Raw genomic sequence first — 17,901 nt, forward strand, 5'->3', positions numbered from 1 at the left:
GCGCGACGACGTCGACGACCCGTCAGAGACTCACTCCACGTCGGCGATGACCGAACCGACGCGTCCGGCCAGGTCCGGGTCGCGGCGGACCAGGTGGGTGGCGTAGCCGACGGCGGCGAGCAGAGCGGCCAGGGCCGCGTAGGGGAACCAGTTGTACGGTGCGGGCTGGCCCGGCTTGGCGAGGTAGTAGAGCGGGACCAGGATCGCCAGGGCGCCGATCGACGGGAGCACCAGGTGCCGTACGGTCCGGAACTCCTGTGGCCGGTAGCGGCGGTAGTACAGCGGCAGGGCGATGTTGGAGGCCAGGTAGACGAGCAAAATCAGGATGGTGCCCAAGGTCGAGGACTCGGTGAAGAAGACCACGGGGTCCATCGGGCCGCCGTCGGCTCCCACCAGGTGCCCGAGGCCCCAGCCGCCGATGATCAGCAGGGCGGTGACGGCGAAGGTGACGATCGCGTTGTTGGGCGTACGGCGGAGGGGGTGGACGTAGCCGAAGAAGGACGGCAGCAGTCCCTCCCGTCCGGCGTTGAACACCAGCCGGGCCTGGGAGTTGATGCCCGCGATCAGCACACCGAGGGTGGAGGTCAGGCCGCCGACGTAGGCGAGGAAGGACAGTGCCCCGAGGGTGTCGTCGGCGACGTCGATGAAAGGGATGGGCGAGTCGCCGAGCCGCTGGACGTCGTAGCCGAAGCCGGTCACGGTGGCGTAGGAGAAGAGGATGTAGCTCACCGTCATGATCGCCACGGAGGAGAACACCGCACGGCCGACGTTGCGCCGCGGGTTCTCCGTCTCCTCGGCGAGCGCCGCCGAGTTCTCCCAGCCGACGAACAGGTAGACGGCGAGCGGAAAGCCCGCCGCCAGCCCCTTGAGACCGTGCGTGATGTGGCCGGGGACGAAGGGGGCGGCGGAGAGGCTGCCGCGGTGCTCGACGAGCGCCGCCACCGAGACCACGACGAGGACCAGCATCTCCACGGCGAAGAAGTAGCCGGCCCACTTGGTGGAGACGACGATCCCGCGCAGCATCAGCACGACCGACAGCCCGGTCAGCAGCAGCGTCCAGATGATCCACGGGACGTCGAGGCCGGTGTAGTGGTGCAGGGTGATCTGCACGAACCCGCCCGAGATCGCGATGACGGAGGCCATCGCGATGATGTAGCCCAGCCCGGCCAGCAGGGCGGTGGTCACGGCGCTGACCGGCCCGAAGGTCTTGCCGACGAAGGTGATGAAGCTGCCCGCCGAGGGATGTGCCCGGGAGAACTCGGCGAGCGTGTTGCCGAGCAGCGCGACGGCGACGCCCGCGGCAGCGATGGTCAGCGGGGACGCGACGCCCGCGGTGGTGGCCAGGAACGCGAAACCGAAGAAGAAGCTCATGGCCGGGCCGACGTTGGCCATGGTGGCGGCGGCGATGTCCGCCATGCCGAGGACGCCGCCGCGCAGACGCTGCGGCGTGCCGCTGGCAGGGCCCGGTGTCGGCAGCGGGCCGACGGCTCCGGGGTCGGGCATGGCGCCTGCTCCTTCTGCGGGGGTGGTGTCGGTGCGATGACTCTCGGGTACGTCGCCACGGACCGGGCGGTGTGGCCCGGTGTCAGGCCGGTGTGGTGTCCCGGTGCGCCTTGACCGCGGCCACCGCCGGGGCCATCGCGCCGCGGGCCAGTTCGTCGAGCAGGTCGGCGTGGTGGCGGTTGCACGCCCGGACGACCTCGGGTGCCGGAGCGGGCACCAGCAGGCACTGGCGGCCCAGCAGATCGGCGGCGAACTCGCGGATCCCGGGGCCGCCGAGCGCCTCCGCGAGGTCGAGGTGGAAGCGGGTCTCCAGTTCGAGCAGCCGTGCCGGTGCGTCGGTCCGGTCCATCTCGTCGACCAGCGCCCGCAGCCCGTCGAGCCGGCCCTCCGGGACCTCGCCAACGGCGTGGGAGACCAGACCGCACTCCAGGAGGACGTGGACGGCGTCCAGCGAAGCCGCCTCGTCGGGATCGTGCAGCACGGCGACGACCGTGTCCCATTCCTGGGCGACGAACGTGCCGCCCGCTCTGCCCCGCCGACGGTCGAGCAGGCCGTCCTGGCACATGCCCTCCAGCGCGCGGCGCACGGTGATCTCGCTGATCCCCAGTTCCTCGGCGAGCACGCCGGCGTCGGGCAGCCGGTCCCCCGGCGCCGCCGACCTCAGGCGGACCCGCAGGGCGATCCGTGAACGGACGAGTTCCGATCCCGTCAGGCCCCTGCCGGGCAGGACACGGGTGTCCAGTGCCCCGGCACCCGGCGCGGGCCGCGCGGGACCTGGCTGGCTGTAGGGACCGAACTTGCCCGCTGTGTTCACCACGACGACACCCTAACGGCGACCACGCTGCTGGTTCGTGCATGAGCTCCCCTGAGAGCCGGTATGCGAGGGACGGGGCGGTGGCGGCACCCGAGGATGCGGCTCAGCGCTGAACGGAAAATAGAGCACCGTGAACATTTAAACAAGACTGTTTTTTTAGATCGTACTGAACTAATTTTCGTGCCGCCCTGGTCCGCACCCCCTCCATGGATGGCGAGATGACCACAACCCTCCCTCAGAGCCCGCCCAGCGAGTCCGGTCTGAAGCCCGGCCTCAAGAGCCGCCACCTGTCGATGATCGCGATCGGCGGGGTCATCGGCGCCGGCCTGTTCGTCGGCTCCGGCTCCGGCATCGCCGCCGCGGGCCCCGGCATCCTCATCTCCTACGCGCTCGTCGGCGCCCTCGTCGTGCTCGTGATGCGCATGCTGGGCGAGATGGCCGCGGCGAACCCCACGTCCGGCTCGTTCTCGGCGTACGCCGACCGCGCCCTCGGCCGCTGGGCCGGCTTCACGATCGGCTGGCTGTACTGGTTCTTCTGGGTCGTGGTGCTCGCCGTCGAGGCGACCGCCGGGGCGAAGATCCTCGCGGGCTGGATCCCGGCCGTCCCGCAGTGGGGCTGGGCCCTGATCGTCATGGTCGTCCTCACCGCCACCAACCTGGCCTCGGTCGGCTCCTACGGCGAGTTCGAGTTCTGGTTCGCCGGCATCAAGGTCGTCGCCATCGCCGCGTTCATCGTGATCGGTGGCCTCGCCCTCTTCGGCCTGCTGCCCGGCTCGGACCACCCGGCATCCGGCTTCTCCAACCTCACCGCGCACGGCGGTTTCCTCCCCAACGGCCCCGGCGCGATCCTCACCGGCGTCCTGATGGTGGTCTTCTCGTTCATGGGCAGCGAGATCGTCACGCTGGCAGCGGGTGAGACCGCGGACCCCCGGGCCGCGGTCACCAAGGCGACCAACAGCGTGATCTGGCGGATCGCCGTCTTCTACCTGGGCTCGATCCTGATCGTCGTGTCTCTGCTGCGCTGGAACGACCCGGCGATCCTCAAGGACGGCTCGTACGTGGCCGCCCTCAGCTCCATCGGCATCCCGCACGCGGCACAGATCATGAACGCCATCGTGCTGACCTCCGTGCTCTCCTGTCTCAACTCCGGCTTGTACACGGCGTCACGGATGGCGTTCTCGCTCGGTGGGCGCAATGACGCCCCGGCAGCCTTCGCGCGGACCACGGATCGCGGTGTTCCCCAGTCGGCCATCCTGGCCTCGGTGGTCTTCGGCTTCGTCGCGGTCGCCTTCAACTACCTGTGGCCGGACACGGTCTTCCAGTTCCTCCTCAACTCCTCCGGCGCGATCGCCCTGTTCGTCTGGCTGGTGATCTGCTTCTCCCAGCTGCGCATGCGCAGGATCATCCAGCGGGAGGCCCCGGAGAAGCTGGTCGTCAAGATGTGGCTCTACCCGTACCTGACCTGGGCCACCATCGCCCTGATCACCTTCGTGCTGGGCTACATGCTCACCGACACGAGCGAGGGCGGCGGCCGCGACCAGGTGATCCTGTCCACTCTGGTGGCCGTGGGCGTGGTGGTCTTCGCACTGCTGCGGCAGCGGCTGGCCGGCAGGAACGAGGCACTGGACACGGTGTAGTCGATATCGCGCGGTTTGGACAGTCCGATCCGGTGACGGGTCGGACTGTCCTGTCCGGTGCACCCCTGGCATGGAGCGCCATCCCATGCGGGGGGGTGAGGATGCGACCGCGACGGCAGATGCGCGAGGTGACCGTAGTGGCGCGACGCCCCATCAGGTCGTCTGCGCCACCCGCTCCCGCGGGCTCGTGGGGCTGCAGCCGCACGGCCCCGGGCGAGCGGTGACGTCACCCGGGGCGTCCCCGCAACCGGCCGCGCACTCCGGGCCCTGTCCACGGACGAGGGACGGCGAACACCCCGCCCTCGTGGTGCCGGGCGGCGACGCGCGACACATTGTCGCCGAGGACCGGACACACCACTGCCTGTGCTCGCTTCCGTCCCGATGAGGCCCCGGCCGGGACGGGCTCACCCCGTCGCGTCCACCAGCGCCAGTTCGTGCAGTCTCTCCGGTGGGCCCGGCCTCGCGTAGTACCAGCCCTGGGCCGTGTCGCAGCCCAGTATGCGGAGTTGTTCGGCCTGGGCGCCGGTCTCCACGCCCTCTACGGTGACCGCGAGGTCGAGGCTGTGGGCCAGGGAGACGATGCCTTCGACGATCTTGAGGTCGACGGGGTCGGCCGGGAACTGCTGCATGCCCTGGGTGAAGGAGCGGTCCAGTTTGAGGATGCTCACCGGGAGGCGGCGCAGGTTGGCGAGGTTGGAGTAGCCGGTGCCGAAGTCGTCGAGGGCGATGTCGACGCCCATCTCCGCGAGTCGGCGCAGGGGTTTGAGGAGGTCGTCGTCGGCGCCGATCAGTGCCGACTCGGTGACCTCCAGGCAGAGGGCGTCCGGGGCGACGCCCGCGCGTTCGAGGATCTCCACCGTGTCCTGGACCAGGCCGGGATGGCTCAGCTGGCACGGGGAGAGGTTGACGTTGATGCGCAGGGGGCCGGCGGCCGTCTCCTCGCCGTATCGTTCGCGCCATTCGCGGGCCTGGCGGATGGACTCCTCCAGGACCCAGCGGCCGAGCGGCACGATCAGGCCCGTGTGCTCGGCGAGCGGGATGAAGCGGTCGGGGCCGAGGACGCCGTGCTGCGGGTGCAGCCAGCGGACGAGCGCCTCGGCGCCGCGGACGCTGCCGTCGCCGAGGTGGACCAGGGGCTGGTACTCGATGAAGAACTCGCCGCGTTCCAGGGCCGTGGGCAGCGCCGTGGTCAGGCCGTGGCGGGTGATCGCGCGGGCGTCGGCCTCCGGGTCGGCCAGCTCGGAGCGGTTGCCGCCCGCCGACTTCGCCCGGTACATGGTGATGTCCGCGCTGCGCAGGACCTCCGCCGCGGTGCGCTCGCCCGCCGGGCCCTCCACGATGCCGAGGCTGCCGCGTACCAGCAGGTCACGCCCGTCGATGCTGATGGGCGTGATGAGCGCGTTCATGATGCGTTCGGCGAGTTCGTCGACGCCCCGCTCGGTGCCGGGGCCTGTGGTCAGGGCCACGAACTCGTCGCCGCCGAGCCGGGCGACCATCTCGCCGGGCGCGGTCGCGCAGGACTGCAGCCGGTCGGCGACCTCCACCAGCAGCCGGTCGCCGGCCGCGTGGCCGAGGCTGTCGTTGACGGTCTTGAAGCCGTCCAGGTCGAGGTAGCACAGGCCGAAGCGCTGGCCCTGGCCGGCGCCCAGGGCCTTCTCCAGGCGCTCGAAGAACAGGGTGCGGTTGGGCAGGCCGGTGAGCGCGTCGTGCGTGGCCTCGTAGCGCAGCCGGAGGTTGAGCAGGCGGCGCTCGGTGGTGTCCTCCATGAGGGCCAGTTGGTACTGCGGGTCGCCGTCGGCGTCGCGCAGCAGGGAGACCGTGAGGTTGGTCCACAGGACCGTGCCGTCGGAGCGGTTGAACGCCTTCTCGACGTGGTAGTGCTCGCGCTCCCCGCGGACGAGTTCGTCGTACAGCTTCCAGATCTGGGGCGCGTCCTCGGGGTGCGTCCACTCCATGACGTTGCGCCCGCGCACGGCCGTCTCGGAGCCGCCGAACATGCGCATCAGCGCCTCGTTGACCTGGAGCACGTTGCCCTCCAGGTCGGCGATGCCGATACCTATGGCCGCGCCCTCGAAGACCGCCCGGAAGCGGGCCTCGCTGGCGTGCAGGGCCTGGGCCACGACGCCCTGGGCCTGCAACGCGGCCTGGGCGATGGCCTCCTGCTCGGCGAGGGTGCGCTCGCGCAGGGCCTGCGCGTACCCGGCGGCCATCGCGTGCTGCAACCGCGAGGAGCGCATGCGCAGTTCGTCCTGGGGGCCGTCCTCACCGCAGTAGAGGACCAGGTAGGCGTCGACGCAGTCCAGGGTGCGGGTGAGCGCCTCGGGGTCGGTGCAGTGCGCCTCGACGAGTGCGGCGCCGACCGCCTTGGCCTCCTCCGAGTCGAAGCTGCGGGCCCGCAGCAGGCCGCTCAACCTGCGTGCGAGCGGAAGGAGTTGTTCCGCGAACTCCGCGCGGGTCAGCGACGTGGAAGTGACCGGGAAGACCGCCCGGCTCCAGATCGTCGTCAGCCGGCGCAGTCTGTCTTCCGGCCCGTCCGGCTCCGCGCTCACGCCGTGCGCCCCACGCCGGCGAATCCGGAGAAGGCGTACGGATCCTCGTCCTCCGGCGCCGACTCCGGGCGCCAGAGCGGCATCTGCACCAGTCCGGGTTCCACCATGTCGTACCCCTCGAAGAACCGCGCGATCTCCTCGCGCGAGCGCATGATCAGCGGGTTGCGAATGTCCTTGTATACGTCCACCGCGCCCTCGGCCCGCTCCGCCGGCAACGGGATTCCCTCGTACGAGGCATGGGTGAGGATCAGCAGGCTGCCGGGCGCGAGCACCTCGCGCAGCTCGGCCACCGCACCGTACGGGTCGTCCACGTCTTCCACGAAGTGCAGTATGGCAACGAGAAGGAGCGCCACTGGCCGATTCAGGTCGATCAGGCGGTCCAGTTGGGGGCTGGAGAGGATCTCCTGGGGCTTGCGCAGGTCGGCGGCGATCACGTCGGCGTCGGTGTTGCCCGCCAGCACCGCCTGGCTGTGCGCCACCGCCACCGGATCGTGGTCCACGTAGACGACGCGAGCGCCCGGTGCGGCCGCCTGGGCCACCTCGTGGACGTTGCCGAAGGTCGGGATGCCGGAGCCGATGTCGAGGAACTGGGTGATGCCCTCGTCGGCCGCGAAGCGCACGGCCCGGCGCATGAACGCCCGGTTGGCCTGCATGACCTTCGGCAGCCCCGGCATGAACTCCATCGCCTTGCGGGCCGCCTCCCGGTCGACCTCGAAGTTGTGCGAACCGCCCAGGTAGAAGTCGTAGATACGCGAAACGCTCGGCACCGAGATGTCGATGCTCCGTGGGGCCCAGGCGGGACGCTCCATGTATCTCTCCAAGGCGTAGGCGACAGGTCGAGGCGATCCGGTGTTCGAGCTGAGGCTACTGATCGCCCGCCAAAGGAGCGACCCGAACCGGAAATTGACCGTCCGTTCCCGGTCACTGCCTGCGGCAAGTGCGCAGGTGACCCCGCTGTGTGACAGCCGTACCGAACAACGGTCCGCCCCCTCCGTGCGGTGCGGAGGGGGCGGACCTTCGATCGGGCGCCGGTGGGCAGGGCGATCGACCCTGGGGAGGTGATCTCTACTTGCCCGGCGCGCCGACCGGCTTGCCGTCGGGCGAGACGGCGTACCAAGTGCCGCCCACGCCCTGACCGTTGGTGTCACCGGGAGCCTTGTCACCGGAGAAGGTGTAGATGGGCCAGCAGTTGACGGTCATCTGCTTCTCCCCGTCGGGCCGGGTGAAGCCCATCAGGCCCTTCTTCTGGACACCCTTGGTGTCCTCGGGCTTGACCGGGGCGACCGCGGGCCACTTCTCCAGGCAGGCGCCGGTGCAGTTCGAGACGACCTTCGGCCACGCCTTGTCCTTCAGGAAGCGGTAGACCGTCATGCCGTTCTTGTCCACGATGACGTCGCCCAGCTTGGGGTCCTTGCGGACGGACAGACCGGGCAGGGAGGCCAGCGAGGCCTTCTTGCCGTTGGGCGCGAGGGCGAACCACTTGCCGCCCACGCCCTGGCCGTTGACGTCACCGGAGTTGACGTCCTTGACGTAGCGGTAGGCGGGCCAGCCGCCGATGGTCAGCTGCTTGCTGCCGTCGGCGCGGGTGACCTCGCCGAGCAGCGCCTTGTCGATGCCCTCGCCGGCGGTGGCGTCGTCGGCGGGCACCGGCGGCCAGGTGGTGGCGCAGTCGCCGTCACAGTTCGACTTGGGCGGATTGGCGGTGTCCTTGTCGAACCGGTAGAGGGTCAGGCCGGAGCCGTCGGTCAGCACCTTGCCCAGGTCGGGGTTGCGGGCCACGCTCAGGTTGCCCGCGGGGGCGGCCGGGCTCGGGGAGCTGGAGCTCTGGTTGCCGTCGGCGCCGTACCCGTTGCCCGCACCGGTACCCGTGGCGGCTCCGCCGCCCGGGTTGCCGTAGTCGCCCGCCGCGGCCGTGGCCCCGACGTTCTGGGCCGCCGATGCCGGCGTGGTGCTGTTGTCCTGACCGCACGCCGTCGTCAGCACCAGCACCGAAGCGGCCGTGGCCACCAGTGAGGCGGTCCGCCAGGAGGTCTTCATCGCCAACTCCCCAAATTCGCCTGGATATTGCAGCGCCCTGCTGCGCCGCCGCACGGCCATGGGTACGCAGCAAAGGGGCCGGAGTGTTCAACGGGGGCGCGAAAATTCTTTTCGGATCCTGTGACGCGTCCCGTGACGCGTCCCGCGCGCGGGGAATCGTGGGGAGTCGCACGAGCGCGCATATCGGGCCAGTCGGTCAGCTTCGGGTATTCAAACCATCAATCGTGATTTGTCACCCCTTCGGATCAAATCCGGTCGTACTCCGGAGTACGACGGCGCTCGGCGCCTCATGATCTCCGTCGTGCATGGACCCGAAGTGACCCGATGTGCGCCCGCCACACGGGTGTTGGCCCTTCTGGCACTGACCTGGACCCTGGTGGGCTGCCCGGTCGGGACCGCGTCGGCCGACGCCTGCGCGTCCGCCTCGACGGGCCCGGACGGCACGGTGGCGGTGGCCGTGGCGGGAGGCGGCGACCGCTGGCCGACGCCCCCGCCGTGCCCGAAGCCCACGCCGACCCCCACGCCTACGCCCACGCCGACCCCGTCGCCGAAGCCGAAGCCGACGCCCACGCCGCGTCCGACGCCCACTCCGAAAGCCCCGCCGAAACCGAAGCCACGGCCGCCCGCCCCGGCGCCACCCGTGCCCCGGCCGACGCCGACCCCGACGCCCCGGCCCGACCCGAAGCCGCGGCCCGCGCCGTCGCCCAGGGCCCGCCCGCGGCCCTCCGTGACCCCGGTGAGCTACCCGGCGTACCACCCCCGGCCCAGCAGCCGCCAGGCGCCCGACCACACGTCACCGGTCACCTACGTCCTGCTCATCACCGTTCCCGCGATCGTCGCCGTCGCGGCGCTGCGCCCGCGCTGACGCGCCGGCCGCTCACTTCTGGAGGCATCCGTTGTCGGATTGGCTTGTTCTCGTCCTCGCGATGCTGGGGGCCTGTGCCGTCGTGGTCGTCATCACCCTCGTACGGCACAAGAGGGCTCCCGACGACGAGGACCCCAGCGAGACCCCCGACGTCATCGAGTACATGACGATGTGGATCGGCGTCGTGTACGCCATCGTCCTGGGCCTCGCCATCGCGGGCGTGTGGGAGGCGCGCAGCAGCGCCCAGGACCATGTGCAGGCCGAGGCCCAGGCGCTGCACGAGATCTCGGAGCGGGTGCGGGTCTATCCGCCGGACATCCGTGACCGCATCCGGGGCGACGCCGACACCTATGTCCAGTACGTGGTGACCACCGAGTGGAAGGCGATGACCGACCGCGGGCGCGTCACCGAGCGCGGTACGCAGCTGCTGGCGGCGCTCCGCCACGACGTGACGGACTACCAGCCGAAGAACGACTTCGAGGCGCAGGCCTACCAGCCGCTGCTGGACCAGATGGCCGCCGCCGACCAGGCGCGCAACGCGCGCGCCGACTCGACCGGGGCGACGATGCCGGGCGTGGTGTGGTTCGGGCTGCTCGCCGGGGCGGTCATCACCGTCTGCATGGTCTTCGCGCTGCAGATCCGGCGCACCCGGCGCGAGTTGGTCCTGGCCGGGTTCTTCTCCGCGACCATCGCCTTCATGCTCTTCCTCATCTGGGACTTCGACGCCCCCTACAGCCGGGGCATCACGGCGAGCGCCGACCCGTTCCTGAACCTGTTCCCGCACGTCAGGGGTTGACCGCGGACGGGCGCCTTCGCCCCGGTCCCCCTGCGGGAACCCGGGCGAAGGCCCGTCTTGCGTGCGGTGCGCTCGGCAGAACGGGATCCGGGCCCCGGTCAGAACCGCCTCTCCGGGCGGCGGCGCATCAAGGACATGCCGCCTCCGATGACCGCAGAGGCCACCAGACCTCCGCCGATGGCCATGTCGGTCGGCGTGGCGCCGCTGGTGACGCTGCCGCCGAAACCGGCCTGGACGGCGCCGAGAGCGGTCTGGCTGCGGCCGAGAGTGGTCTGGCTGCCGCTGAGGCCGGCCTTGCCGCCACCGGAACCGGCCTTGCCGCCGCTGCCCACCGTGAAGGCATCCGGGAGGCTCAGGGTGCGGCCGTTGCAGTTGACGATGATCTCGTAGGTGCCGGACGGGGTATCGGAGGGGATCGTGGCGACGCCTCGCGCGGTGTCGTTGCCGATCGGCGACAGCTCGACGGTGGGGAAGACATGCTCAGGCGAGGAAGCGGTACCGCCCCGGCAGTTGTCCACGGTGATGGCCAGACGGCCGCCGTCTGGGGGGAGCACGCGGAGCACGTTCGGGGAGACGACGATGTTGCGCGGGTTGCCGTCGCCGTGGTGTTTTTCCTGGTCGTTCTCGTCGCCCCGGCCGTTGTTGTCGCCCCGGCCGTTGTTGTCGCCCCGGCCGTTGTTGTCGCCCCGGCCGTTGTTGTCGCCCCGGCCGTTGTTGTTGCCCCGGCCGTTGTTGTCGCAGCGGCCGAAGTTGTCGTCGCCCCGACCGTTGTTGTTCCCCTGGCAGAAGTTGCCGTTGTTGTTCCCGAGCCCGTTTCCGAAGCCGTTCCCGATGTTGCCGTTGCCCGGGATGGTGATGACGGTGTTCGAGCCGCCTCCGCCGCCCATGCCGTCCGCTACGGCCACGGGGGCGGCCGGCCCCAGCACGGCGACCGCCGCGCACGCGGCCGCCAGGGCACGTTGGTTTCGCATGTGAACCTCCGCGGGAGGCACTCCGGGTCCCGTACCCGGACTATCGGCGAGAAGGCACCTCCCGACAGAACCCTCGGACGCCCGGAACACGCCCGCATGTCGAGAATGGTCCGTCCTGGTGAGCGGACACGCCACAGGAAAAGCACACAATCGGATATTGCCGCAGGTCACGGACCGTCAGAAAAATCCTTTCGGCTGCAACTCGTATGGCGCACCAACAGGGTGACGGACCACCCGTTCGCCCGTCGCCCCGTCGCCCCGCCGCTCGTACGGGACTTAGCTTTTTCCCATGCGAATGTCTGCGTCCGTGCTGGCCGAGCTGGCCGAAGAGGAGGAGCTGCGGCGAAAGCGCGCCCCATGGGGCGTGATCGCGCTCGTTCTGCTGTCCGGCCTGGCGCTCATTCGGAATGGCTCCGGAGAATTCGACGTCGGGCCACCGCAGCCTGCCTCGGCAGCGGCGGCGACAGCGGACGGCGGCGTTGCCCCGAGCCCGTTCGCGAGCGGCCCCGCCGCCCTGCCCTTCGCCGCCGCCGACCGGATCCGGATCCCCTCGATCCGGGTCGACGCGCCCGTCACGCAAGTCGGTCTGGACGCCCAGGGCTGGATCGGCGCTCCGCCGCCGGAGGAATCCAACCTGGCGGGCTGGTTCACCGGTTCGGTCTCGCCCGGCGAGAAGGGCACCTCGGTGGTCGTCGGGCACGTCGACAACACGAAGGGCCCCGCCGTGTTCTACGGACTCGGGGCCCTGCAGAAGGGCAGTCGTGTCGACGTCGTGCGCAAGGACGGAAGGACCGCGGTGTTCGAGGTCTACGGAGTCGAGGTCTTCGCGAAGAACAGCTTCCCGAGCGACCGGGTGTACGGCTCCAAGGGCACGGCGGAACTGCGGGTGATCACCTGCGGCGGCGGTTTCTCGAAGCAGAACGGCTACGACGGGAACGTCGTCGTGTTCGCCCGCCTGGCCTCGGTCGAGTGAGCCGTGGTGACCGGGCGGGCGAGCGCCCGGTCACGAGAGACGGCGGGGCGGCACGGTGAGGTGATAGCCCGAGTCGAGCAGATAGGGCAGGTATTCGCGGATCGCGTGGACGGTCTGCGACCGGTCGCCCCCGGCGTCGTGGGAGAGCACCACGACACCGGGGGCGGCGCCGCTCTCCACCCGGTCGACGATGGTGCCCGTGCCGGGCGTCTCCCAGTCGGTGGTGTCGACGGTCCACGCCATCGGCTCCATGCCCATGTCGGCGCCCAGTTGGAAGGCCGCACGGTTCCAGGCGCCGTAGGGTGCGCGGAACCACTGGGGGCGCTCCCCGTAGGCGTCCTCGATGACGTCGCTGGTCCGCTCCATCTCCGAGCGGATCTCCCGGCGGTCGAGGGTGGTCAGCAGCGGGTGCGTGTAGGTGTGGTTGCCGACGACATGCCCCTCGTCGGCCATCCTGGCCAGCAATTCCTTGTTGATGACGGCCATCTCCCCGCACACGAAGAACATGGCCCGTACGTCGTACTTGGCGAGGGTGTCGAGAATATACGGGGTGTAGCGACGGTCGGGTCCGTCGTCGAAGGTCAGCATCATGTGCCGGCCGCGTCCGGAGATCTGCAGGATGGGCTCGTGCCGTTCCTTGAGCTTGCGTGGCGCGGCGTGCGGCGGGCCGTATCCGGTGAGCGGCTGGAGGCGGTACGCGGAGGGCTTGAGCGCCTGGACGGCCGGTGGGCCGGCGACCGGTGCGGCGATGCGGGCCACCTCGTCGTCGCCCTCCGCCATGACGATTCCGGCGGTGCTCGCGGCTCCCAGAGCGACGGCCGAGGCGAGAAGCATCCGGCGCCGGGTGAACAACTGATCCTTCTGCATGACTCATCACTCGCCCCGCGGGCCTCCGGCGCACCACAACGACACCGGTGCGGCGGCAGGAATTCATCCGGTCGGCGCAGCCCGGGCGGACTTGTGATCCGCCGACCGGGTTTTTGATAATCGCTCAGTCCGCTTGGAAGTCACCGGTGTTGCAGATGGAGGTCGAGCCGGTTTGGTCGTGCACGGGGGAACAAATGGAGTGTCGCGCAGGCGGTTGGCGGTGGTGCTGCTGGGCGCCGCCCAGGTGCTGGTCGTCTTCGACACGACGGCCTTCGCGATGGCGCTGCCGTGGATTTCGGCGCGGTCGCACATGTCCATCGACGGGCTGACGTGGCTGATCACCATGTACAGCGTGTGTTTCGCCGCGCTGCCGGTGCTCGCGGTGGCGCTCGGTGAGGCGTTCGGGCAGCGGCGGGTGCTGATGGGCGGACTCGTGCTGTCGAGTGCCGCCGCCGCGGCGTCCGCGGTGTCGCAGGACGCCGACGTGCTGCTGACCTCGCGGGCGGTACAGGGGGTGGCCGCGGCGGCGATCACGGCCGGTGCGGTGGCGCTGATCGAGTCCACGCATCCGGAGGGCCGGGGCCGTGACCGGGCGCTGAGCGTGCACTTCGTGGTGGTCGCGGCGGCCGGACCGGCGGTGGTGCTGCCGTCCACCATGCTGCTGAACACGGTGGAGTCGGGTGCGGCGGTCTTCTGGGCCCAGGCCGTCGTCGGCGTACTGCTCCTGCTGCTGGTCCCGGTGACGCTCACCGAGTCCGCGACCGGCCCCGAGGCCCGGTCCCGGTTGGGCCGCGCCGCGGCGGCCGTCCTCCCGCTGGGCCTTCTCGCCTGGTTCGCCGACTGGCTCGGGGACCACAGCGTGTCCCCGACCACGATCATCGCCGTCGCGGCGGGCGGGGCCCTGACGCCGTCCTCGCTGAGCTGGCTCGGCCGACGCGGGCAGGAGCCGTCCCTGCTCACCCGGCTGTACCGGGAGCGTGCCGCACTCGGCGCGTACACCGTGGTGGCGCTGCTGGCGGCCTGTCTGACCGGTGCCGGGTTCGTCCTCACGCTCGCACTTCAGATGGTGGGCGGTCTCTCCCCCGAGTCGGTGGGCTGGGCCCTGTTGCCCGCCGTCGCCGGGCTGGTGCTGGGCTGGCTGACCCTGCCCCTGCTCGCGGCACGCGTCGGCCTCGCCGGCACGGTGGCCATGGCCTGTGGTGTGGCGGCGGCCGGGTTCGTCCTGCTGAGCCGGGAGGGCACCGGCTACCACCTCGCCGACGTCCTGCCGCCGCTGCTGCTGATCGCCTACGGCTGCGGTGTGCTCGCCCTACCGGTGAGTTTCGCGCGGTCCGGGAGCGGTGCGCTGCCCCGGGCGCTGAACTCCTCCCGGCAGTTGGGAGCCGGACTGGGGGCGTCGCTGTTCAGCGGGGTCGTCACGGTCGTCGTGGTGGGGATGCCGTCCAGCGGGTTCCACAGCCGCAAGGAATACGACGCCGCCCTGGCGGCCCGTTTTCCCGAGTGCTTCGAACTCGGCATCGCGCTGGCCCTCACCGCCGCGGCGGTCGCGCTGCTGACCCTGCCCTGGCAGGGCCTGCGGACCACCGCCCCGGATCCGGGCGCTAGCGCCGGCGCACCAGCGGGAACGGCAGGGTCTCCCGGATCGTCAGGCCCGTGAGGAACATGACGAGCCGGTCGACGCCGATGCCGAGCCCGCCGGTCGGCGGCATCGCGTATTCGAGGGCGTCGAGGAAGTCCTCGTCCAGTTCCATGGCCTCGGGGTCGCCGCCCGCGGCCAGCAGGGACTGCGCGGTGAGCCGGCGGCGCTGTTCGACGGGGTCGGTCAGCTCGGAGTAGGCGGTGCCGAGTTCGGTGCCGAAGGCGACGAGGTCCCAGCGCTCGGCGAGCCGCGGGTCGGTGCGGTGCTGCCGGGTGAGCGGGGAGACCTCGGTCGGGAAGTCCTTGTAGAAGGTGGGCAGCTGGGTGCGTACCTCGATCAGCCGCTCGTACATCTCCAGGACCACGTCACCGGGGCCGTCGTCGGCGGTGTACGGCACACCGGTCCGGTCGCACTGCCGGTGCAGTCTGAGCAGTTCGGTGCCGGGGCCGATCTCCTCGTCCAGCACCTCGGACAGTGCCCCGTACACGGTCTTCACCGGCCACGGTCCCGAGATGTCGTACTCCCGGCCGTCCTTGCGGGCGACCGGGGAGCCGAAGGCGGCGGTGGCGGCGCCCTGGATCAGCTCGCGGGTCAGGTCGAGCATCACGTCGTAGTCGGCGTGCGCCTGGTAGGCCTCCAGCATCGTGAACTCGGGGTTGTGCTTGTAGGAGACGCCCTCGTTGCGGAAGGTGCGGCCCAGCTCGAAGACCTTCTCCAAGCCGCCGACGCACAGCCGCTTCAGGTACAGCTCGGGGGCGATGCGCAGGTACAGGTCGAGGTCGTAGGCGTTGATGTGGGTGGTGAAGGGGCGGGCGTTGGCGCCGCCGTGGATCTGCTGCAGCATCGGGGTCTCTACCTCGAGGAAGCCGCGATCCAGCAGGCCCTGGCGCAGGGCCTGTACGGCGGTGGAGCGGGCCCGGATCACCCGGCGGGCGTCGGGGCTGGTGACCAGGTCGAGGTAGCGGCGGCGGACCTTGGCCTCGGGGTCGGCGAGCCCGCGGCGCTTGTCGGGCAGCGGGTGCAGGCACTTGCCGGTCAGCTGCCAGGAGGTGACGAAGACGGTGGGCTCGCCCTTGTCGCTGCGGCCCGCGCGGCCGATGGCGGTGATGTGGTCGCCGATGTCGGTGTCGGACCGGAAGCGGTCCAGGGCGGCTTTGGAGCGGTCGCGGGTGAGGGCGAGTTGGTGGTCCCCGGACCAGTCGCGCAGGACGACGAAGACGATGCCGCCGAAGTCGCGGACCAGCATGACGCGGCCGGCCACGGTGACGTCCTGGCCCAGCGGGACGTCGGCGAGGGCGTGGGTGGGGGCGGGCACGCCGACCGGGTACGGGTCGGTGCCGGAGGCGCGCAGGCGGTCGAGCGTGCGGTGCCGGACGCGGACCTGGTCGGGCAGGCCCGAGTCCGGGGCGGCGGGCCCGGACTCGCCCCCTCCTTCGAGGCCGAGCACCGTCAGGGACGGCAGGCCCTCGGTGGTGGCGGGCCGCTGCCCCGTCTTCGGGTGCCCCTTTCCCCAGAGTTTGCGCAGGGACGGTACGGAGACGAACCCCTCGGCGATGCCGGAGGCGAGGCCGATCCGGGCGAGGGAGGCGGTCTCGCCGTAGCAGATGAAGCGCGGGTACCACTCGGGCTGGAACTTGGCGTTGGAGCGGTAGAGGGCCTCCAGCTGCCACCAGCGGGAGAAGAACAGCAGCATCCGGCGCCAGAGTCGGAGGACGGGGCCGGCGCCGATGCGGGCGCCCTCCTCGAAGACGGACCGGAAGACGGCGAAGTTCAGCGAGATCCGGTGCACGCCGATTTTCGGTGCGGCCGCGCACAGTTCGGCGACCATGAACTCCATGACCCCGTTGGGGGCGGCGCGGTCACGGCGCATCAGGTCCAGGGAGACGCCGTCGCGGCCCCAGGGCACGAAGGAGAGCAGCGCGAGGAGCAGGCCGTCGTCGCTGAGAGCCTCCACGAGGAGGCAGTCGCCGTCGGCGGGGTCGCCCAGCCGGTCCAGGGCCATGGAGAAGCCGCGTTCGGTCTCGGTGTCCCGCCAGGCGTCGGCCTTGTCGACGATCTCCTCCATCTCGTGGTCGGTGAGGGTGGCGTGGCGGCGGATGCGGCAGGTGGCGCCGGTGCGGCGGACGCGGTGCACGGCCTGGCGGGTGACGCGCATGTCCCGGCCGTCCAGGTCGAACCCGGGCACGTGCAGGATGGCCTCGTCGCCGAGTTGGAGGGCGCCTAGTCCGGCCCGGGCGTAGGCGCGGGCGCCGTCCTCGGAGGCGCCCATCACGGCGGGTGCCCAGGCGTGCCGGCGGGCCATGTCCAGCCAGGCCTCGATGGCGTGCGGCCAGGCTTCAGGGTCTCCGACGGGGTCGCCGCTGGCGAGGCAGACGCCGGCCTCGACGCGGTAGGTGACGGCGGCCTTGCCGCTGGGGGAGAAGACGACGGCCTTGTCGCGGCGGGTGGCGAAGTAGCCGAGCGAGTCCCGGTCGCCGTAGGCCCCGAGCAGGGCGCGGATGCGGGCCTCCTCGTCGCCGTGCAGGGCCGCCTCCAGGCGCTGCGAACGGAACAGCGTGGCGGCCGCGTTCAGCAGGGCGAGCGCGCCGAACAGGCCGAGCAGGAAGGTGACCCTGCGGGGCGGGCGGCCGTCGAAGGCGCTGTTGGACACCAGCCCGCCGCACACCCGGTCGGCGGCCCAGGCCAGGTGCTGGCTCTGCGGCAGGGTGCCCGGGAACAGCGCGACCAGGCCCCAGCCGGCCAGGATCGCCACGGCGAGGCCGGCCAGCAGTACGCCGAGGGCCCGCCACACGGCACCGCGGCGGGAGGCGGCGTAGAACTCCTTGCGGGCCGTCACCAGCAGGAGCAGCAGCAGGCCGCACAGCACGAGGGACGGCACCGACTCGGTGTACTGGCCGAGGGCCACGCCGAGGATGTCGCCGGCCACGACCAGGCCCAGATAGACGACGACCAGCCACCAGGCGACCTTCTTGCGGGCGCCGGTGGCGGCGGCCAGCAGGAACAGGAAGACGGCGTAGGCGAGGTTGGCGCTGATCGGGACCAGGAGCAGGTCGAGGGCGCGGACGAGCGGGCGCAGCAGGCGGCGCAGCGGGGCGAAGATCGCGAGCAGGGCGCACAGCAGGCCGAGCGCGGCGAAGAGGGTGGCGAAGGCCTCGGGCACCCAGCCGAGGCGTCCGGCGGCGGGCTGGCGTACCGGGCCCGTGGCATCCCTCCGTGCGGCCGGCCCGGCGGTGGCAGTCATGGTTCCGAC

13 protein-coding genes are annotated in these 17,901 nt (G+C 71.1%); 5 read left to right on the forward strand and 8 right to left on the reverse strand.

Going from position 1 to position 17,901, the window contains the following annotated elements; genetic code table 11:
• Nucleotides 1-30: 30 nt before the first annotated feature.
• Both ACFY3C_RS01805 and ACFY3C_RS01810 read right to left on the reverse strand, forming a co-directional pair.
• On the reverse strand, nt 31-1,503 hold the full coding sequence (locus ACFY3C_RS01805; protein ID WP_386576800.1) for an APC family permease: 1,473 nt from the start codon (nt 1,501-1,503) through the stop codon (nt 31-33).
• Nucleotides 1,504-1,585: 82 nt separating this feature from the next.
• Complete coding sequence (locus tag ACFY3C_RS01810) at nt 1,586-2,320, reverse strand: FadR/GntR family transcriptional regulator (RefSeq protein ID WP_390769318.1); 735 nt, start codon at nt 2,318-2,320, stop codon at nt 1,586-1,588.
• A 215-nt stretch (nt 2,321-2,535) separates the two neighbouring features.
• Here ACFY3C_RS01810 and ACFY3C_RS01815 point away from each other — a divergent pair, with 215 nt between their 5' ends.
• Nucleotides 2,536-3,954, forward strand: coding sequence for an amino acid permease (locus ACFY3C_RS01815; protein WP_390769319.1), 1,419 nt, complete (start codon nt 2,536-2,538; stop codon nt 3,952-3,954).
• A gap of 404 nt (nt 3,955-4,358) precedes the next feature.
• Here the strand turns inward: ACFY3C_RS01815 and ACFY3C_RS01820 are convergent, their stop codons facing one another.
• The 3 genes from ACFY3C_RS01820 to ACFY3C_RS01830 all read right to left on the reverse strand — a co-directional run bounded on the left by ACFY3C_RS01820 (nt 4,359) and on the right by ACFY3C_RS01830 (nt 8,540).
• Nucleotides 4,359-6,503: a putative bifunctional diguanylate cyclase/phosphodiesterase gene (locus ACFY3C_RS01820; protein WP_390769320.1), complete on the reverse strand. Its 2,145-nt coding sequence runs from the start codon at nt 6,501-6,503 to the stop codon at nt 4,359-4,361.
• Complete coding sequence (locus tag ACFY3C_RS01825) at nt 6,500-7,312, reverse strand: SAM-dependent methyltransferase (protein WP_386576804.1); 813 nt, start codon at nt 7,310-7,312, stop codon at nt 6,500-6,502. The genes ACFY3C_RS01820 and ACFY3C_RS01825 overlap by 4 nt, the downstream gene beginning before the upstream one ends.
• Nucleotides 7,313-7,568: 256 nt before the next feature.
• Nucleotides 7,569-8,540: an SCO0930 family lipoprotein gene (locus ACFY3C_RS01830; protein ID WP_386576805.1), complete on the reverse strand. Its 972-nt coding sequence runs from the start codon at nt 8,538-8,540 to the stop codon at nt 7,569-7,571.
• A 736-nt stretch (nt 8,541-9,276) separates the two neighbouring features.
• On the opposite strand from ACFY3C_RS01830, the gene ACFY3C_RS01835 reads away from it, so the two are divergent.
• Entirely contained in the window at nt 9,277-9,405 is a 129-nt protein-coding gene (locus tag ACFY3C_RS01835; protein ID WP_386576807.1) for a hypothetical protein, read from the forward strand.
• A 31-nt stretch (nt 9,406-9,436) separates the two neighbouring features.
• Nucleotides 9,437-10,201, forward strand: a complete 765-nt coding sequence (locus ACFY3C_RS01840) for a DUF4239 domain-containing protein (protein WP_390769321.1) — start codon at nt 9,437-9,439, stop codon at nt 10,199-10,201.
• Nucleotides 10,202-10,299: 98 nt separating this feature from the next.
• On the opposite strand, the gene ACFY3C_RS01845 is transcribed toward ACFY3C_RS01840, so the two are convergent.
• Entirely contained in the window at nt 10,300-11,172 is an 873-nt protein-coding gene (locus ACFY3C_RS01845) for a hypothetical protein (RefSeq protein WP_390769322.1), read from the reverse strand.
• Between the two features lie 295 nt (nt 11,173-11,467).
• Here ACFY3C_RS01845 and ACFY3C_RS01850 point away from each other — a divergent pair, with 295 nt between their 5' ends.
• Nucleotides 11,468-12,145 carry a class F sortase gene (locus ACFY3C_RS01850; RefSeq protein ID WP_390769538.1) on the forward strand — a complete coding sequence of 226 codons (678 nt, stop codon included), beginning with the start codon at nt 11,468-11,470 and terminating at the stop codon, nt 12,143-12,145.
• A gap of 30 nt (nt 12,146-12,175) precedes the next feature.
• Here the strand turns inward: ACFY3C_RS01850 and ACFY3C_RS01855 are convergent, their stop codons facing one another.
• A complete protein-coding gene (locus ACFY3C_RS01855; RefSeq protein WP_386576810.1) occupies nt 12,176-13,012 on the reverse strand; it encodes a polysaccharide deacetylase family protein in 837 nt (278 codons plus the stop codon).
• A gap of 199 nt (nt 13,013-13,211) precedes the next feature.
• Here ACFY3C_RS01855 and ACFY3C_RS01860 point away from each other — a divergent pair, with 199 nt between their 5' ends.
• On the forward strand, nt 13,212-14,669 hold the full coding sequence (locus ACFY3C_RS01860; protein ID WP_390769323.1) for an MFS transporter: 1,458 nt from the start codon (nt 13,212-13,214) through the stop codon (nt 14,667-14,669).
• Here the strand turns inward: ACFY3C_RS01860 and lysX are convergent.
• A complete protein-coding gene (gene lysX, locus ACFY3C_RS01865) occupies nt 14,614-17,892 on the reverse strand; it encodes a bifunctional lysylphosphatidylglycerol synthetase/lysine--tRNA ligase LysX (protein WP_390769324.1) in 3,279 nt (1,092 codons plus the stop codon). The genes ACFY3C_RS01860 and lysX overlap by 56 nt on opposite strands.
• Nucleotides 17,893-17,901 lie beyond the last annotated feature (9 nt).

Source organism: Streptomyces sp. NPDC001410 (assembly GCF_042895235.1).
In the GTDB taxonomy this organism is placed as follows: domain Bacteria; phylum Actinomycetota; class Actinomycetes; order Streptomycetales; family Streptomycetaceae; genus Streptomyces.